The sequence below is a fragment of the Mesorhizobium sp. M0244 genome (assembly GCF_040321795.1).
Taxonomy (GTDB): Bacteria; Pseudomonadota; Alphaproteobacteria; order Rhizobiales; family Rhizobiaceae; genus Mesorhizobium.
On record NZ_JAMYSE010000004.1, the window covers coordinates 62666 to 80523 of the forward strand.

Annotated in this window: 17 protein-coding genes, 1 tRNA gene and 1 pseudogene; 10 read left to right on the forward strand and 9 right to left on the reverse strand. The window is 60.7% G+C overall.

Translation table 11 applies throughout. The features are described 5' to 3' along the window. Window positions 1-7 precede the first annotated feature (7 nt). The 3 genes from NKJ08_RS05100 (at window position 8) to NKJ08_RS05110 (ending at window position 2545) form a co-directional block, all read left to right on the forward strand. The gene (locus tag NKJ08_RS05100) at window positions 8-1006 is read left to right on the forward strand and encodes a zinc-binding dehydrogenase (protein WP_352524985.1); all 999 of its coding nucleotides are present in this window, start codon (window positions 8-10) and stop codon (window positions 1004-1006) included. 568 nt (window positions 1007-1574) lie between these two features. Beyond that, window positions 1575-1659: transfer RNA gene (locus NKJ08_RS05105), tRNA-Leu, on the forward strand. A 160-nt stretch (window positions 1660-1819) separates the two neighbouring features. Continuing rightward, window positions 1820-2545 (forward strand): SDR family NAD(P)-dependent oxidoreductase, encoded by a 726-nt coding sequence (locus NKJ08_RS05110; protein ID WP_352781511.1) that lies wholly within the window; start codon window positions 1820-1822, stop codon window positions 2543-2545. A gap of 93 nt (window positions 2546-2638) precedes the next feature. On the opposite strand, the gene NKJ08_RS05115 is transcribed toward NKJ08_RS05110, so the two are convergent. The 4 genes from NKJ08_RS05115 to NKJ08_RS05130 form a co-directional block, all read right to left on the reverse strand. Continuing rightward, a complete protein-coding gene (locus NKJ08_RS05115; protein ID WP_352524988.1) occupies window positions 2639-2845 on the reverse strand; it encodes a sugar phosphorylase in 207 nt (68 codons plus the stop codon). Window positions 2846-3176: 331 nt separating this feature from the next. Further along, a complete protein-coding gene (locus tag NKJ08_RS05120) occupies window positions 3177-3785 on the reverse strand; it encodes a hypothetical protein (RefSeq protein ID WP_352780375.1) in 609 nt (202 codons plus the stop codon). 750 nt (window positions 3786-4535) lie between these two features. Next, entirely contained in the window at window positions 4536-5816 is a 1281-nt protein-coding gene (locus NKJ08_RS05125; protein ID WP_352524991.1) for a GNAT family N-acetyltransferase, read from the reverse strand. Next, window positions 5816-7216, reverse strand: a complete 1401-nt coding sequence (locus tag NKJ08_RS05130) for a lipopolysaccharide biosynthesis protein (RefSeq protein ID WP_352780377.1) — start codon at window positions 7214-7216, stop codon at window positions 5816-5818. Before NKJ08_RS05130 ends, NKJ08_RS05125 begins: the two co-directional genes overlap by 1 nt. A gap of 261 nt (window positions 7217-7477) precedes the next feature. Here NKJ08_RS05130 and NKJ08_RS05135 point away from each other — a divergent pair, with 261 nt between their 5' ends. After that, complete coding sequence (locus tag NKJ08_RS05135; protein ID WP_031194557.1) at window positions 7478-7663, forward strand: hypothetical protein; 186 nt, start codon at window positions 7478-7480, stop codon at window positions 7661-7663. A 62-nt stretch (window positions 7664-7725) separates the two neighbouring features. On the opposite strand, the gene NKJ08_RS05140 is transcribed toward NKJ08_RS05135, so the two are convergent. Beyond that, entirely contained in the window at window positions 7726-7917 is a 192-nt protein-coding gene (locus tag NKJ08_RS05140; RefSeq protein ID WP_352524995.1) for a hypothetical protein, read from the reverse strand. A gap of 56 nt (window positions 7918-7973) precedes the next feature. Between NKJ08_RS05140 and NKJ08_RS05145 the strand changes: the two genes are divergently transcribed. Further along, window positions 7974-8516 (forward strand): hypothetical protein, encoded by a 543-nt coding sequence (locus NKJ08_RS05145; RefSeq protein ID WP_352524997.1) that lies wholly within the window; start codon window positions 7974-7976, stop codon window positions 8514-8516. Between the two features lies 1 nt (window position 8517). Then, entirely contained in the window at window positions 8518-9636 is a 1119-nt protein-coding gene (locus NKJ08_RS05150; RefSeq protein WP_352524998.1) for a helix-turn-helix domain-containing protein, read from the forward strand. 23 nt (window positions 9637-9659) lie between these two features. On the opposite strand, the gene NKJ08_RS05155 is transcribed toward NKJ08_RS05150, so the two are convergent. Beyond that, window positions 9660-9998, reverse strand: coding sequence for a hypothetical protein (locus NKJ08_RS05155; protein ID WP_352525227.1), 339 nt, complete (start codon window positions 9996-9998; stop codon window positions 9660-9662). Between NKJ08_RS05155 and NKJ08_RS05160 the strand changes: the two are divergent. Continuing rightward, window positions 9954-10111: pseudogene (locus NKJ08_RS05160) on the forward strand (IS1380-like element ISCARN79 family transposase); the annotation flags it as partial. The gene NKJ08_RS05155 and the pseudogene NKJ08_RS05160 sit on opposite strands and share 45 nt — an antisense overlap. A 228-nt stretch (window positions 10112-10339) precedes the next feature. After that, window positions 10340-11290 carry a 2-hydroxyacid dehydrogenase gene (locus tag NKJ08_RS05165; RefSeq protein ID WP_352780379.1) on the forward strand — a complete coding sequence of 317 codons (951 nt, stop codon included), beginning with the start codon at window positions 10340-10342 and terminating at the stop codon, window positions 11288-11290. A 255-nt stretch (window positions 11291-11545) separates the two neighbouring features. Here NKJ08_RS05165 and secA read toward each other — a convergent pair whose 3' ends face one another. After that, a complete protein-coding gene (gene secA / locus NKJ08_RS05170; protein ID WP_352525002.1) occupies window positions 11546-14278 on the reverse strand; it encodes a preprotein translocase subunit SecA in 2733 nt (910 codons plus the stop codon). A 251-nt stretch (window positions 14279-14529) separates the two neighbouring features. On the opposite strand from secA, the gene NKJ08_RS05175 reads away from it, so the two are divergent. After that, window positions 14530-15447 (forward strand): peptidylprolyl isomerase, encoded by a 918-nt coding sequence (locus NKJ08_RS05175; RefSeq protein WP_352525003.1) that lies wholly within the window; start codon window positions 14530-14532, stop codon window positions 15445-15447. A 67-nt stretch (window positions 15448-15514) separates the two neighbouring features. On the opposite strand, the gene NKJ08_RS05180 is transcribed toward NKJ08_RS05175, so the two are convergent. Beyond that, window positions 15515-16171 (reverse strand): TetR/AcrR family transcriptional regulator, encoded by a 657-nt coding sequence (locus tag NKJ08_RS05180; RefSeq protein WP_352525005.1) that lies wholly within the window; start codon window positions 16169-16171, stop codon window positions 15515-15517. A 110-nt stretch (window positions 16172-16281) separates the two neighbouring features. On the opposite strand from NKJ08_RS05180, the gene NKJ08_RS05185 reads away from it, so the two are divergent. Next, window positions 16282-16518, forward strand: a complete 237-nt coding sequence (locus NKJ08_RS05185) for a putative antibiotic biosynthesis monooxygenase (RefSeq protein WP_352525007.1) — start codon at window positions 16282-16284, stop codon at window positions 16516-16518. Window positions 16519-16521: 3 nt separating this feature from the next. Here NKJ08_RS05185 and NKJ08_RS05190 read toward each other — a convergent pair whose 3' ends face one another. Then, the gene (locus NKJ08_RS05190; protein WP_352525215.1) at window positions 16522-17736 is read right to left on the reverse strand and encodes a caspase family protein; all 1215 of its coding nucleotides are present in this window, start codon (window positions 17734-17736) and stop codon (window positions 16522-16524) included. Window positions 17737-17858 lie beyond the last annotated feature (122 nt).

The window sequence follows — 17858 nt, forward strand, 5'->3', positions numbered from 1 at the left end:
GGACGCCATGGGGCGCGAGATCGTTTTCACCGGAAGGCGAAAATTCGAACTGCTGGACTACGACGATGCGCCGGCTGCGCCGAACGAGGTCCGTGGCCGCACGCTCGCGACCCTGGTCAGTCCTGGCACGGAACTCGCATGGGCCGATGCCGGCGATTTCCCGGTTCGCCCCGGTTACGCGGCCGTATTCGAGGCCGAGGACATCGGGGCGGCCGTCTCCGGCATCAATCCGGGCGATAGGCTGCTGTGCATGGGCGCGCATCGCTCCACTCAGAAGACCGACGCCCGCTACCTGCTGAAATTACCCGACGGCGTGTCGCCTGAAACGGCGGTTGTTGCCCGTCTCATGGGCGTATCGATGACCACATTGATGACGACCGCGGCACGGCCCGGGGACAGAGTTATCGTCTGCGGGGCAGGCCCTGTAGGCTATCTGGCGGCACATCAGTGTCGAATTTCCGGATACGAGGTGACCCTTGTCGAACCTGACGAACGACGGCGCGTCCAGGCCATCAACTCAGGCATTGCCGACACGCTTTCAGCTGTTCCGATTGGTGACCCGGCCTATGCGGGCAAGGTCGCGCTGGTGATCGATTGCTCGGGACATGAACAGGCCGTGCTTGACGGCTGCAAAGTGGTGCGCAAGCGTGGCGAAGTCGTGCTGGTAGGCGTGCCGTGGAAGCCTCATACCGGTGCGCTCGCCCACGAGATTCTTCACGCTGTGTTCTTCAACTATGTCATCTTACGCAGCGGCTGGGAGTGGGAGGTTCCTCTGCTCTCGCGCGGCTTTGTGTGGGAAGAACTATACGACGGATACAACAACGCGCCGCACAGCACCTATTCCGGCTTGGCCAAGGCGTTGAAATGGCTGTCCGAGGGCCGCGTTCCCCTCGATCGCCTCGTGCGCAGCCTACATCCCGGAGATCCCTCCGCCGTCTACAATGCGCTGATCAACAGAGAGATCGATGAACCCTTTGTGGTGCTCGATTGGAGCCGAGTCAGGTGAAAAGCGCGTTCTGGAACGGGCCACGGTGACCCATTGTCGATCATCTTTGTTCGACCATAAGGGAAGGATCACGTGAGTTGATCCCGAGCCCCACAATTTGACCAGCTGGATAATGTCGAACCCACGGGTTGCTGTCTCAATCGCTCCGCGCGCCGAGCCATTCCTGATTTGGTGGCAGCCGGGAAGGACGAGCCGAACAAGATCGCGGCGGCGCCAACAAAATGCAATCTCCAAGCCAATCAATCGACGGCGAACATGTCAGAAACCTGGCCGTCATCGCCGCCAGCAAGTTTGTTTGTGTTAAAACGAGATTGTTGGTGTTCTGACAATCTGTCGATCTAGTCGAGATCTGGGAGCTTGCGATGCGCGGCTCGCCGTCGGTTATGAACGGAGTTGGTGCCAAACGGCTAGGTAACTTCGTTTTGCTTTGAGCGAGCAAATAGCACGAAATTCGTCGCGAAAACACTCTGGACTTCATGGAATACGTTGTGGCATACGCGGTCGAGGAGCCACACGGAGTCGCGGGATCCCCACTGAAGGGGCCGCGAAACGGATTTGGTGGCTGGATGCGGGTGTGGTGGAATTGGTAGACGCGCTGGATTCAAAATCCAGTTCCGAAAGGAGTGTCGGTTCGAGCCCGACCACCCGCACCACTTCTTAAATCAATGGCATTCGGCAGTCAGGCGGTTTGAATTAAACCCGGCTCCTCGGGCATCGGCAACGTCACATGCGCCCTCCGAAAGCGAAGGCCTCGCGTTCGAATCGCGGCGAGGCGCCAACATTCTTCAGAGATTCGAACTACGAATCTGGGGGTTGGAAGTCACAGACAAAGCGGTTCTCGTGACCGGGGCCAATCGCGGCCTCGGCAAGGCGCTGGTCGAGGAAATATTGAAACGGGGTGCGAAGCGGGTCTATGCCGGCGCGCGCAAACCGCACGCCCACGCAGATCGGCGCGTCACGTCGCTGATCCTGGACGTGACCGATGCGGCGCAGATTGGGGCGGCTGTCGAGCGGATCGGGTCTCTCGACATCCTCATCAACAACGCTGGCATCGGGCTCTACGACGACCTTGGCGATCGTGCTGCGCTCGAGCGACACCTCGCCGTCAACCTGCTCGGCGTGCATGGCGTAACCCACGCATTCCTGCCGCTGCTCACGCATTCGCAAGGCGCCGTGGTTAACATCCTATCAGAAGCGGCTCTCGTTCCGTTTCCGATTATTCCGTCATACTCGCTGTCGAAGGCTGCCGCGTTCTCCATGACGCAATCGCTACGTGCTCTCGCCGGCGCTCGTGGCGTGAGCGTTCATGCAGTCCTGTCCGGTCCCATAGACACCGACATGAGCAGAGACGCCGACATACCGAAGAGCTCCGCGGAGAGCGTCGCGAAAGGTATCCTGGACGGCATGGAGCGGGGGGAGGAGGAAATTTTCCCTGATCCAAAATCGGCCTCCATGGCCGAGAGCTGGCGCGGCAGCGCGTTCAAGGCGCTCGAACGCCAGATGGCGGCTTTCGTCCAAGCCATGCCCGCCAAGTCATAGGCGATCGGCGCCATCGTTGCGCTGCCAGCATTCGCAATTCAGCGCCACCCAGTAGAGAGGAAAATCATGCTGTTGAACGCAACTTCCATGGTTTCACCAGCGGATGACGATGACTTTCTCGGTCCCGTTTGCGAGTTCGACAGCTTCGGTGCCATCTGGTTTGCGGCTTTGGATTTTGGCGCCGTCGACGACTTCAACGCCAACAACATTGACTCCAAAGGCTTCATCGATTTCGGCGGCACTGACCAAGGTGTCCGGTGGCAGGTCCTTTACTTGATCCAACAACTCGCGAAGCGTCATGGCGAATCTCCTTGGCGACAGCAGGAATAGGAGCAGCATGCTTTCGCCGCACATCCGGAACCATGTCCCTTGAGAAAGGTTCCCGATGAAAGTGCCAGACCCATCGCAGAATGGATGCGCGCGGCAATCCGCCTCGTCCCGGGCATCTCGCCTATGGTAAATTGCCCTAGGCTGCCGACGCGTCGCCGGTTCGACCCGGCTGGGGGCACCGTTTTCTTCCGGGGAACCTCGAGAGTTTGGTTGGACGTTATCCCAGGAGCGTCCTCTGGGATAACGTCTTTGAGGTCCGGCTGCCCTTCCTGGTAAGCTCGGATCGTAGCCTGAGCCGCTGTTACATCGGCCCCGGCACCATCTTGGTGGGCTGCTCCGGCATCGGAAACGCATAATTGTCGCATTTCACGTCCGGGTTCGTCGGGCTGAACATTCCGAGCGGGTTGTCCTTGAACAGCCAGGCGTGAAGATCGTAGTGGTGGAACTCCTTCGGGATGAGCGGATAATGCCCCTCCATCGGTCCCTGGAACGTCTGTCCGAAGAGCTTCGGCGGCTCCTTGGTGTCGGGCGTCAAGGGCACGAGCCATTCCGCGCCGACCAGGCGCAAGTCGCCGCCGACCGGCTCATAGATCAGCACATTGGGACGCGTCGGATCCGCGGTCGGGCCGATAGTCGTGACGTTGACGAAATGGATGCCCATCGCGCCCTTCGGGTAGTCCATCGCCCCTTCTACCTTTTCGCCGCTGTAGAAGACGCATCCAACCGTCGATAGATAAAGCTCGCGAATGGCAACCTTGTAGTCCTCATACCTGGACAGCGATTGACGCAGGGCATCGATCTCGGCCTTGTCGGGTTCGGCGGCCCGAGGAGTGGCGGCGTTCAGACACGCGCCAATGAGACCTGCCAAGGCGACGATACCGATACGCCTGAGGTGAGTTGTTTTCATCATGCATTCCTCCCAGATTTTTTCTTCTGGCCGTGCAAGACCGAGGCGGCAATGATGCTACGCGCGGCCGAAATTGATCGCCTCATCCCTATTGGGACTGCGTCGATGCTAATCCTTTCCGCTGATCGGGAGAATTAACCCTGACGACCTAGGCCCGAGCAGGCCCAGCCCATGGCGCGGGAAGACCCCAGACGGACAGAAACCAGAACAGGTTGGGCCTCGGCGTTATTTTGCTGGACATTGATTTGGCCGCAGCCGGGAAGCAGCATTGCCTACGCCTCGAAAGGGTATCGGGAAACGCCCGCTTCACTATATTAGTGTGCGCTAATGATATATGATTGCCACAAGTGTCATTGGCGTTTGGAGCCGTTCGGGTGCACGCGGTCGGAAAACGATGGATGGAGGCCAGCTTGGCAGGCGTGATCGCCACGGCTGCAGCACTTGGGAGTGTTTCGGCATTTGCGCATAGTTCCGATGGCGGTTGGACCTATCCACCGGCCTGCTGTCACGGCGATCCGCTGACAGGAGAGTGCGGCAAGATTCCCAGCATAACCGTCACACCGCGGCCAGATGGCTATGTGATCGTTTTGCGGCCAGGCGACCATTAGAAGGTCACTCATCAGGACCGATATTTTGTCCCCTACGATAGCGTAATTCCCTCCGGCGACGACAATTTTCACATCTGCCTTCATCCGACCGAAGAACACGAAAACTGCTTCTTCGCGCCGGCAGACGCGATTTAGGCGAATACTCCTACCGCCGCCGTAACAGGCTCTTCATCCGGTTGCGCAGCAGGCGGGCCATGTTGCGGGTCTCGCGGTAGAGGTGAAGCTGCGAGGCTGCCTGGCGGGCGGGGCGGTCAGCATCCGGCGTCAGCCCGATCACCAGCGTGCCCATCGGCTTGCGTTCCGTCCACAGCCGGCTCATCACCGGATGGTCGGGCACGGCGCAGGAATCGGTCATCATGATGTTTGGGTCGTCGAGATGCTGCCTGGTCACCTCGATCATCAGCAGCGTGCCCGGCGAATAGGCGGCGAGCGTCTCGTCATAGGCGGTCTTCCAGGTGTAGGCGACGCCGGCCTCGACGAAGACGACCAGGCAGGCGATGGTGCGGCCGTCGAGCGTCAGCGAATGGATGCGGCAGAGATCCTGCTCGGCCAGCCGATGCACCGCCTCGCGGGCGAAGGCGGCGCGGTAGCGGTCGATGGCCATGGCGGTGCGCTCGCGGCCTTTCCAGCCGGCAGCTTCCAGCGTCAGGAAATTTTCGATGGCATGGCGGATCTCGTCCGGCCCCCGTGCAACATGATGTTCCAGCCGGCCGAGGTCGGCGAGGCGGCGCTTCAGGCGGCGGAATTCGCGATAATGGTGCGCGCGCAGCGAGGTTTTCAGATAGTCTTCGCCGTCGAGCGCGCTTTCGAGCACCGGGCGGTCGGCCTTGCCGGTGGTGACCAGCGTCAGGCCGCGCGTCTCGGCGACGCTGGCGAGCAGGCTCGCCACCGGGCCGTCCAGCCGAATATCGGGCAGCACGAAGACTTTCGGCAGCTTGAGATGCGGCCGCGACAGCATCGAGAAGAAATCCTCGATGACGCCGATCGGATCGTCGCGGTCGACCAGCGGCGTGCCGATCGGGCCGAACGGGCTTGACCAGGTGCGCATGACGGGAACGCCGAGCGGCATCGCCGGCCGCTCGACCGAGAACGGCACCAGCAGGCGCAGCCGGTTGCGATACTGGTCGCCGTCGCGGATGACGGCCAGCCGCACCTCGCGGTCCTCCAGCCTGGGCATTGCCGGCGCCAGGAAGCGCGGATTGAAGAAGACATTGGGCTCGATCGTGCGGGTGCAGAGATAGTCGAGCTCCTCGACCAGGTCGAAGCCGGCGGAGGCCGGATAGATGGCGAGCTTGCGCTCGGGCCGGTTGTTGGCGAGGATCTCGATATGGGCGGGATCGGCTTCGCGGGCAAGCCCGGCCAGGCCGGACACCATGGCGCCGGCCGGGCCACCGCTGGTTTCCTCGAGCAAGGGGACGGCAGCCATCAGGCGGCTCCTTTGGCGGGTACGAAAATGACCATGACGATGCCGAGCTTGCGCCAGACCGTGAAGGACAGCGCGCTCGCCTCGAAGATCATGGCGAAAGCGGTGGCCATCGCCGCGCCCCACAGGCCGAAGAGCGGGATCAGCACGACGTTGAGGGCGATGTTGAAGGCCAGCGTCATGGCGTAGACGGCGGCGCAGATATTCTGGTTGCCGCTCATGGTGAGCAGGCTTTCGCAGGGGCCGACGGCGGCCCGCGCGACGACGCCGAACACCAGCAAAAACAGCAGCGGATAGCCGGCGGAAAATTCGGGACCGAACAAGGTCAGCATCGGCTCGCCCAGCGCCAGCACCAGCAGCGCCATCGCCAGCGACGGCCAGAAGGTCCACGACACCGTCTCGCGGGCAAAGGCGGCGAGCTTCTGCGGCTCGCCATGGGTGAACTGCGCATAGCGCTGGGCGACGCCGGCCTTGACCGCGAAATAGACGAAATGCACCAGCGCCAGCGTCTTGACCGTGGCGAAATAGACGGCGACGTCGTTGGGATCGAGATAGGCGCCGACCATCAGCACGTCGGCATTGGTGAGCAGGAAGAAGAAGCTCTCGACCAGGAAGATCGGCAGCGACACGATGAACCATTGGCCGAAATGCAGCTTCATCGGCCCGGCCGGGATCCTTTTGTCCATGCGCGACGTCACGCCGACGAGCTGACCGAGCGTGGTGGCATAGGTGGCGGCGATCGCCGCGAAGATCGCCGTTCTGGCGTCGGGCGCATAGCCCACCAGCAGCATCAGCGCCATGAACGCCAGGATCAGCACCGGCCGCACCAGGAATGTCGGCGACAGCGCAAACAGCGCCCAGGAATTGGCCCGCGCCAGCCCTTGCAGAAGGTCGGACATGGCAATCATCGGCAGGCAGATGATGCCGAGGATGAACGGCACGACATAATAGGCTTCGATAAAGGGCGACAGCAGCCAGACGGCGAGCGCGCCGAGGCCGGCGATCGCCGTGGAGGCAATCAGCACGAACAGCCGGCTGGCCCGCACGATGCCGCGCAATTCGGCCATCATGCCGCGCTCGCGATATTCGGGTATGAAGCGGATGACCGAGGTGTGGAAACCGAGGCAGGCGAGATTGCCGACGATGACCATGGTCACCCAGACGAGGACGAAAATGCCGTATTCGAACGAGCCCATCCAGCGCGCCATCAAGACCTGGCTGACGAAGGCGATGACGGCGCTGACGATGCGGACCGAAAAGGCGATCAGCGACATGCGGCCGGCCTCGCCGCGCTCGCCGGCGGTGAACAGCACGGCATCGATCAGGCCAAGCAGCGGCCTCATGCGCAGCGCAAGGCGCTGCGGCAGGAACCGCCCGGCTGTCGTCGCCGCGGAAAAGCGCACCCAATACTCTCCGTTTTCCGCCAATTTACAGGGGCTGGGTGTAGCGAAAACACATTAAGAAACGGTTGGGTGGGGGAGCCCTTCGCCCCGTCTCTGTACGGGGAGAAGGTGCCGGCAGGCGGATGAGGGGCGGGCGCGCTGCTTCATATTCGCGCAACTCTTCACCCTGCTCGGTAGTGTCTCAGTTTGAAATACGCGGAAACGCCTATCTCGTTTGCCCCATAAACGCCTATATGCTTAGCGGAACGCATGGCAGCAACAATGGTCTACACTGTCATCTGGTATGGAAGGCAGGGCATCGTCGACAAGGTGATCTTCGACGACGAGAAGACCGCGAAAGATCATGCAACCTCCATGTTCCAAACCCGAAAGGGAGACGATGGAATCGTGTCCGTTGAAGTTCGTAAGGACAACGGCGCTGTCGTCTTTAGCCATGCGGAGAACTAGGAATGCCAACCGGACCTAAAGGCCAGAAGCGCTCCGCCGCAACATCGGCAATGCCGTTCGCGTCATGCGCATTGCCACTGACGAGGAAGCCGACGACGTGACGGCAAAGACCTGCCGCGAAAGCGCGGGGCGCGAAAGGCGGCAAGAAGCGGGCCGAGAATATGACGCCAGAGCGTCGCGCTGAGATCGCCAAAAAGGCTGCGGAAAAGCGATGGGTAGGCGCTAGGAATAATTTTCGGAATAATTTTCTTCATTTTCGTCGCGCGGTGATGTATCCTGCCAAACAGAATCAGGCAGGAGAGATTGGCCCGTGGAAATTGATATCGGCATCATCATGGATCGGCTGTCGCCATATCTGGACTGTATCGACGCCATCCTGCGGCATGGCCACACGACCTATGAGCGTTATGCGCCTGAGATTGTCTTGGACCACGACGCCAGCACTCAGGCTCACTGCACCTTTCGGCACACTTTGGCGGAAGCTCACAGAACTCTGGATGACTTGCCAAATGTCCGGCACATGGAAATCCGGGGGCAAAATCTATGGCTAATTGAGACCGCCAATTCAGTCATACGTTTTAAGAAGACGGACGAAGATGGCGTGTCGTCCAACTATCCAACACCCCAAGCCGTTGCATTTGATGACGGTGACGAACTGCCTGGGCTGACCCCCATGCCAACGAGGCTGACCGCCGGCTATCTTCTTGACGCCACTGGCACGGGGTTCATGCGGTCGCAGATATCGTTGCCAACGAATAAGGGCGCGATGTGGTGTGCAGCGATTGTTCCGTTTGAATCGAGAGCAGCCGACGAAACTGCTTGGCATGAGGTTACCCGGCAGCGCCGGTTCTAAAATGCAGCAGATTGAACTTTTTAATCGCCACATGATGGCGCTCGCTCGCGATTCTCGCGGGATTAATCAGTCTGTGCTTGCCGACAGGATGGGCGTGGCCCAAGGCACGATTTCAAAAATCGAGGCCGGCTTGATGGCTGCGCCAGAGGACTTTGTGGTCGCCCTTGCCGGCACCCTCGGCTATGAGCCCGATTTCTTTTTCGAGACTGGCCGCCCGTACGGCATGCCGCCCTTCCATTACAGAAGGCGGAAAAAGCTCGGCCAAAAGCCGCTCGACAAGATGATCGCGGAAATGAATATCCGCCGCATCCAACTCGGCATCCTCCTAAAATCCGGTGGTGTCAAAACGAACGGCTTCATTCCGGAGATTGATCGGGATGAATATCAGGGCTCGACTTCTCGCGCTTTCAGCATTGAAGATGCTGCTCGGCACTTGCGCGAAGCCTGGATGCTGCCGGATGGTCCCGTTGAAAATGTTACCGCTTTGATCGAGGACCACGGAGGCATCGTGATCCCATGTAATTTTGATAGCGACTTGATCGACGCTGTCAGCCAGCGGATTGATGGCCTTCCGGTACTATTCTTCGTGAACATAAATGCTCCCGCAGATCGGATACGGCATACCCTCTGCCACGAACTTGCGCACATGGTTTTGCATACGACCACATTTTTGGATGATGAGGTCATGGAACAAGAAGCCGACCAGTTTGCCGGGGCATTCCTTTTGCCGGCGAAATCCATTCGGTCTCAGTTGACCAAATTTGAATTCCGACAAATTGCCAATATGAAGAAATATTGGAAGGTCTCAATGTCCTCCATAGTCATGAGGGCAGACCGTTTGAACTATGTAACGCCATATCAAAAGAAATCGTTCTTTATACAGATGAGCAAGCTTGGATATAGAAAGAATGAACCGTATGAACCTCCCAAGGAATATCCGATTAAGGTAAATAAGCTTGTGGATTACCACAAGAATGTATTGGGATATTCTGATAGGGAATTGGCGAAAGCGCTGTACATTTCTGAGGCCGAGTTTGAGCGTATGTACGGTTCAAAAATGCTCGGCCCCCATGGCGCGGGAGGTCAAACAGGGAGGCCCGCGCTTCATATTGTAAGGTGAACGGTCTTTCGCAAACTCTCTGATCAATGGACGATATTTGCAAAAAGATGGGCGCCATAGCACCAAAGCCAGGCAAGCGTGGCCCATATAAGAAAAGCACAGATTAGGTGTTTTCTGGTTCTCTCATAGCCTCCAGTGAAAAAATATCGATCAACCTGATCGCAGCATCTGCCGAAATAGGCTTTTGCAAGAATCTCTATCCCAGAAGAGGGATGCGTGGAATTCAACCAGTTAGGTGACCTCGAACGCCGTGCCCTGCGTCCCGGCAACGTCCACAGTGCCGACAACAGGAAGGATGTTCTGGCACCACTGACCAGCTCACAAAGAAGCTCATCAAGATCGGTGCCGAGGTTATCAGCCATGGGCGTTATGTCGCCTTCCAGATGCGGAGGTCGCTATCCCGAGGCAACTCTTCACCGACATCCTGCGGCTGATCGCGGAACTCCGGCCATCGCCCCATCCGTCACCGGCGTGACCGGCCCGGTTGCATGCGTTCCAGCAAATCCAGGGGAGAGCTATGCCTTGAGGAAAGCGAAATCGACATCCTCGGCCAGCAACGGGCAGACATCACGGCTTTGGCGGATCACCAACGCCATTTTTGCCGGGGTCTGGTCTTGCAACTGGTGCCAGTTTGCGCAAACCTCAGTCTCAACAGACCGGTAATCCGGTGGATGCCTGATTACCTGAATCTGGGAGGGGCGAAGTGTTAGGCGAGCCCATTACCGTTCTGATGGTCAATGAGTATCCTGACTACATTGATGCACAAGTATGGGCTGCTGAGCTGAAAACCCGTGTGCCGCAGCTGGAGTTCAGGCTTTGGCCAGACGCCGGGAACAAAAGTGACATAGATATTGTGCTGATCGACAAGGGCGCCAGTCCTGGCTTTTTTGATGCCATGACGGGGCTAAGCGCCGTCGTCTATTTGGGAGCCGGTGTCGAGGGTATTGATCTTCAGAGCTTTCCCAAGAGTGTTCAGCTCATCAGGCTCGCAACGCGTGAGCAGGCTTCGGAAGTGGTGCAGTACATCGTCCTTCGCGTTCTCTGTCAGCAACGGCATGTTGCGGATTACGTGAGTCTACAAGCCCGCAAGTTGTGGAATCCGATCGCGCCGCGGAAGATCTCCGAGACAAGAATTGTTGTGCTGGGTGCGGGCCGGATCGGTGGCTGGGCCGCAAAGCTGTTTGCGGACTTGGGCTACGACACAGCAGTCTGGTCTCGTCATCAAAAGACGCTTCCTGGTATACACAGTTACTTTGGCCGTGCCCAGCTTGCGGACGCACTCACAAGTCGGGACTACGTTATCTGTTCACTGCCCCTGACTGGTGACACTCGTGGGATACTGAACTCCAGTGCCTTTGGAAAAATGAAGCGAGGTGCCTACCTTGTGAATGTCGGCAGGGGCGCGCATGTCAACGAAGCCGACCTGATCCGCGCTCTCGACGAAGGTCAGCTTTCTGGTGCTTGTCTTGACGTGTTTGAGCGTGAACCGCTGGAGGCTTCATCGCCCTTGTGGACTCATCCCAGGGTGACCATCACACCTCATGTCGCGAGCTTCTGGGTGGATTCTGGAATCGACCAGGTCGCCGATCTCTGCGGTCAAGTTGCAAGAGGAGAGCCGCTGTCCAACAAAATCGACCTCGAACGGGGTTATTGAATCGAAGTAGTGTCTTTACCCACTTAAGCAGCTTCCGATCTTATGCAGCGCGGACCTCAGCGCGTGCGTCACCCGGCTATTAGATTTCAAACTGAAACACGTATTTTGGTGTCGGCGGGACAGCGCCCCTCTCTGGCGTGCCGGCCATCTCCCCCTCAGGTGGGGAGATTGGCTAATCGCCAACGCTGGCGCCGGCCCTCATCCGCCCTTCGGGCACCTTCTCCCCGTATGACGGGGAGAAGGGGAGTGGGTGCTTTACGCAAACGCCCCATGACAATGCTTGTACTTCTTCCCTGAACCACAGGGGCAGGCCTCGTTGCGGCCGACCTTGCCCCAGGTCGCCGGGTTGTTCGGGTCGCGGTCTTCGGGGGCGACGGTGGCGTTGGTCTCCTGGCGGACCAGAAGTGCGGTCTCGCCGCCGTCGAAATCGTCCTCGCCGGTGAAGCCGTCGATATGGCTGCCGAACATGTCGGGGGCTTCGGGCGGCGGCGCGTCGGCCGCCTGGCGGACCAGTTCGACGCGCATCAATTGCGCGGTGACGGCCTGGCGCAGATTGCCCAGCATTGCCTGGAACAGCTCGAACGCCTCGCCCTTGTACTCCTGCAGCGGATCGCGCTGGGCATAGCCGCGGAAGCCGACGACCGAGCGCAGATGGTCGAGATTGACGATGTGCTCGCGCCACAGATGATCGAGCGTCTGCAGCACCACCGAACGCTCGACATAGGTCATCACGTCGGGACCGAAGCGCTCGGCGCGCTCCCTGGCGGCGGCGTCGGCGGCTTGGCTGATGCGCTCGCGGATGTCGTCCTCGGCAATGCCTTCTTCCTTGACCCAGTCCTCGATCGGCAAATCGAGATTGAGGAATTCGGCGATCTCGGCCTTGAGGCCGGCGACGTTCCACTGCTCGGCATAGGCGTTTTCGGGGATGTTCTTGGCGACGACCTCCTCGATGACGCCCTCGCGCATCTCGGTGATGGTCTCGGACAGGCCTTCGCCGTCCATCAGCTCGATGCGCTGCTCGAACACCACCTTGCGCTGGTCGTTCGAGACGTCGTCATATTTCAACAGGTTCTTGCGGATGTCGAAGTTGCGGGCCTCGACCTTCTTTTGCGCCTTTTCCAGCGCCTTGTTGATCCAGGGGTGGATGATCGCCTCGTCTTCCTTGAGGCCGAGCTTCTGCAGCATGCCGTCCATGCGCTCGGAGCCGAAGATGCGCATCAGATCGTCCTGCAGCGACAGGAAGAATTTTGACCGGCCGGGGTCGCCCTGGCGGCCCGAGCGGCCGCGCAACTGATTGTCGATGCGGCGCGATTCATGGCGTTCGGTGGCGAGCACGTAAAGACCGCCGGCGGCGAGCGCCTTTTCCTTCAGCCGGGCGATGTCGTCGCGGATTTCCTTTTCCTTGGCCTCGCGCTCGGGGCCGGCCGGCATGTCGCCAAGCTCGTCGGCGATGCGCATGTCGGCATTGCCGCCGAGCTGGATGTCGGTGCCGCGGCCGGCCATGTTGGTGGCGATGGTGATGGCGCCGGGTTTGCCGGCCTGGGCGACGATCGCCGCCTCGCGCTCATGGTGGCGGGCGTTCAGCACCTCGAAATCCTTAAAACCTTCCTTGCGCAGGCGCTCGGCCAATTGCTCCGACTTTTCAATCGAGGTGGTGCCGACCAGCGTCGGCTGGCCCTTGGCGCGGGCTTCCTTGATCTCCTTGACGATCGCCTTGTATTTCTCCTCGACCGTCCGGTAGACCTCGTCGTCCTCGTCAATGCGGATGACCGGCAGATTGGTCGGGATCTCGGTGACGTCGAGATTATAGATGTTGGCGAATTCCTCGGCCTCGGTCAGCGCCGTGCCGGTCATGCCGGCGAGCTTCTTGTAGAGGCGGAAATAGTTCTGGAAGGTGACCGAGGCGAGCGTCTGGTTCTCCGGCTGGATCGCCACATGCTCCTTGGCTTCGAGCGCCTGGTGCAGGCCCTCCGAATAGCGGCGGCCGGGCATCATGCGGCCGGTGAACTCGTCGATGATGACGATCTCGCCGTTGCGGACAATATAGTCCTTGTCCTTCTGGAACAGCCGGTGCGCCTTCAGCGCGTTGTTGACGTGGTGGACGATGGCGACGTTCTCGACGTCGTAGAGCGACTCGCCCTTGAGCAGGCCGGCATCGCGCAGCATGTTCTCCAGCTTCTCGGTGCCTTCCTCGGTGAAGATCGAGGTTTTCTGCTTCTCGTCGATCTCGTAGTCCTGCGGTTGCAGCTGGATGATGAAGGTATCGATGGTGTTGTACATTTCCGAACGGTCCTCGAGCGGACCGGAAATGATCAGCGGCGTGCGCGCTTCGTCGACCAGGATCGAATCGACCTCGTCGACGATCGCGTAGCTGTGGCCGCGCTGCACCATCTGGGCGCGCTCGTATTTCATGTTGTCGCGCAGATAGTCGAAGCCGAGTTCGTTGTTGGTGGCGTAGGTGACGTCGGCGGCGTAGGCGACCCGGCGCTCCTCGTCGGACAGGCCATGGACGATGACGCCGACCTTGAAGCCGAGGAATTTGTAGACGCGGCCCATCCATTCGGAGTCGCGCGTGGCCAGATAGTCATTGACGGTGACGACATGAACGCCATTGCCGGCGAGTGCGTTGAGATAGACCGGCAGCGTCGCCACCAGCGTCTTGCCTTCGCCGGTGCGCATCTCGGCAATGCCGCCATTGTGCAGCACCATGCCGCCGATCAGCTGCACGTCGAACGGGCGCATGCCGAGCACGCGGCGGGCGGCTTCACGCACGGTGGCGAAGGCCGGCACCAGGAGGTCGTCGAGGCTGGCGCCGTTGGCGATGTCCTGGCGGAATTTGTCCGTGCGGGCCTGAAGCTCGGCGTCGGAAAGCGCCTGCATCTCGTTTTCCATGGCATTGATCGCCTCGACGCGCGGCCGGGTCGATTTGACCCGACGATCGTTGGAGGAGCCGAAAACCTTACGGGCGAGACCGCCGAGACTGACCATCCAATGGTCCTTTCGATAGCTTCCAAGTCATTGCGACGGGTGCCGGCCGGCCCCATCAAATCCACATGAACGCGGACAAACGCAAAAAGCGCCCGGAAAACGGTTCTGGACGCAAAGTCGTTGGACAGATAAGAGGGGGCTCATTCGATGTCAACGCCGCGCTCGCCCTGTCGAGCGCGCCAAATTCCGCCACAATCCTGCTGGTCTGGAAGCCATTCCGTTCTAGCTACCCCGCTTTGGAGATAATCGTAATGTCCGTATTGTTCCGCCGCGCGTCGCTCGCCAGCCTTGGTCTGGCATTCGGGCTGTCGGCCCTCTCGCTGTCGCCGTTGATGGCGCAGGAAGCCGCCCCTCCCCAGCCGGCAGCACCCGCCCCGGCGGCCAAGCCGGTCGATCCGAACGCCGTGGTCGCCACCATCAACGGCCAGACGCTGACCGAGGCAGACCTTGGGCTTGCCGAGGGCGAGCTGTCGCAGCAGTTCGCGCAGCTTCCGCCCGAGCAACGTCGCGCCGCGGCGCTGTCGGCGGCGATCGAAATCCGGGTGATGGCGGCTCAGGCGGTGACCACCGGCCTCGACAAGGATCCCGAGTTCCAGCGCCGCATGGCGTTCCTGCAGCAGCGCGCGCTGCATGGCGAAATGGTCGAAAAGGGCGTCGTCAACAAGGTCACCGATGCCGAGGTCCGCGCCCGCTACGACCAGGAAATCGCCAATACGCCGCCCACCAATGAGGTGCACGCCCGTCACATCCTCGTGAAGACGAAGGAAGAGGCAGACGCCATCATCAAGCAGCTCGATGGCGGCGCCGATTTCCAGAAGCTCGCCAACGAGCACACCAGCGATCCGAGCGGCAAGACCAGCGGCGGCGATCTCGGCTGGTTCGGGCCCGGCCAGATGGTGCCGGAATTCGACAAAGCTGTGTTTGTGCTGGCGGTCGGCAAATATACCGAGCAGCCGGTGCAGTCGCAGTTCGGCTGGCACGTCATCAAGGTCGAGGACAAGCGCACCAAGCAGCCGCCGGCCTTCGACGAGGTCAAGGACCAGGCGCGCCAGGCGGTCATCCGCGACAAGTATTTCGCGCTGGTCAAGTCGCTGCGCGCCAACGCCAAGGTCGACATCCCCGATGCGAACCTGAAGAAGACGGTCGACGCACTGGAAAGTGCCAAGTAGGCCGGCCTGCGGGCTGAGCCCAGTCCGCAGATTGAGCTACGACAGGGCGCGTTGCCGCCCTGTCGCTCTACCTGGGGGCGCGACCGATGACGCGTCGACGCCTCCGCCGGACCGCCGTGGCGTCGCCGGCATCGTCAGCGACTATGCCTTTCAAGACATAGCGGACCGCCTTGCGTAAGGTCGCTTCGTCCTCGTCCAGGCGGTCTGTCAGAAGATGGGTCCAGGCAAACGAGGCGATCAGGTCGGCGACGACAGTGGCATCGACGTCGGCAGCCGCTTCCCCCCTTGCCTTGGCGCGTTCGACCATCTGGCCGGTATGGGCACGACGCCCTCTCGCGTATTCGGCAAGGGCGGCGGCGGCGTTTTCATCCGACTGTGCCTCGGCGATCAGCGATCTGAACACGCTGCCCGACGATGTGTCGTGCCAGTGCGCGAACAAGCTCTTCAGGAAGCCGACGAGATCCTCCTCCAGGTTCCCGGTATCGGGATTGTCGACGCGCTTTTGCCGTTGATAAACGTCGAGCAGCAGGGCGGCCTTGCTTGGCCACCAGCGATAGATCGTTGGTTTTCCCGCGCGCGCCCGCCGCGCCACCGCCTCGATCGAGAAGCCGGAATAGCCGGCTTCGACCAGCACTGCCTCGGCGGCGTCGAGAATGGCGTCGGCGCTCTCGGGGCTGCGCCGTGCGCCGACCGACCTGCGACCCGGATCAGCGGTTTCGTCCATCTCATCCTCCTTGCCCATGATTTTCAATAGCCATCATACACGGCCTCTTGACGAAACGAAACGATCCGTTTTATATAACGGAACGTTCCGTAACGATAAGGAGAACAGCAATGACATCGACCGCCGCCACGCGTTTTTCGCGCCTGCGCTTCGCCCTGCTGGTGCTGCTCGGCGTCTACCCGCTGATCACTGCCATTCTGTACGTGATCTTTCCGCTGACCGAGGAATGGCAGATCTGGCAGCGCACGCTGGTCATCGCGCCGCTGATGGTCTCGATCATGATCTGGGGACTGATTCCGGGCGTGCAGCGGGCTTTTCGCGGGTTCATCAACCCAGCCGTCCGGTGATGGTCATTTCAGCGCTTGCGACGTTTCCGACGCAACGCGCCACTCGCCGTCAGTCATGACGAGTTCCAGCGTCACCCGTGCCTTGCCGGTCAGGCGCTGCGCCGATTTGTCCTTCGGCACATAGTCGTAGCTCATTGCGAAAACCGCATCGGCGCGGTCCTTGCCGTGCGGCGTCACCTCAAGGCTGCCGGGCTCGAGATCGAACGACCACGACGCCCATTGTGCGAACCAGTCGGTCTTGACCTTGACGATGGCCTCGCTGTCGTAGCGGGTGCCGTAGATGGTGGCGGACGAGCCGTAAAGCCGCTTGACGGTCTCGCGCATCGCCCTGGCATCAGGCGCCAGATAGTCGTCGCGCAGGAATTTCTCGATGGCGCTCCTGTCGCCGACGGAGCGCTCGAGCGCTGCGACCTCAGACGCGGGCGCCGGGCTGACGGTCGGTTTCGGTTGCTGGGCAGTGTCTCCGCCCGGCACGAATTCGAAACGCTCGAGCAGAGATCCCTGCTCCCAGGGACGCTGCGCCTCGCGCGTTTCAGAAACGACGTCGCGGCGCACCGCGATCATCATGTCGTTGATGCTTTGGCCAGGCTCGGCCATATGCCGCAAAAGCGCGGCGGCGAAGGGCGAGTTGCGCCCCGTCCCGTCCATTGCGACAGCGCCGGGCGCCGTCGAGAAGGCGATGAACGAACCGCGCGTCGACTCGAACTGGGCAAGGCCGGCGAGGGCCGTCGCCGACCGGGTCGTGGCGCTGCGGCTGAGACTTCGGGCAAACGGGTTGTTGCGGCAGGCATCGAGGAAGACCAGGCTGACCTTGGTCTGCTGCTCCATAATGTCGAGGACCTCGTCGATCGGTACCGCCTCGAGCTGCAGTTTGACCGGCATATCCAGCCTGGCGTCGACCGGCACGATGAAGTTGCGTCCGTCGACCTGCAGGCCGTGGCCGGCATAGTAGAACAGCCCGGCACCGGCGCCTTGCAGCGCATCGGAGAATTCGCCGATCTTGCGTTCGAGCTCGCGCTTGCCGAGATCGTTGCCTTCGATCACCTCGAAACCGATGGCGCGCAGCTTGTCGGCAATGTCGAGCGCATCGTTGACGGGATTGGCCAGCGTGCCGGCTTCGGCGTAGCTGCCGTTGCCGACCACAAGCGCCACGCGCCGCGCCGTCTGCGCATCCGCCCGCAACAGCAGAAAGCCTAGAAACGCCAGTGCCAAGACCACACGCCTGCCCATGGGCAGGACCATAGCGCTATCGGCCGCAGCGATCCCAACAAATTTGCAACAGCCTTGCTTGCGGCATGAGGCAGTGTCAGGCGTCCGGCACCCGTAACGGCTGTGAAAAC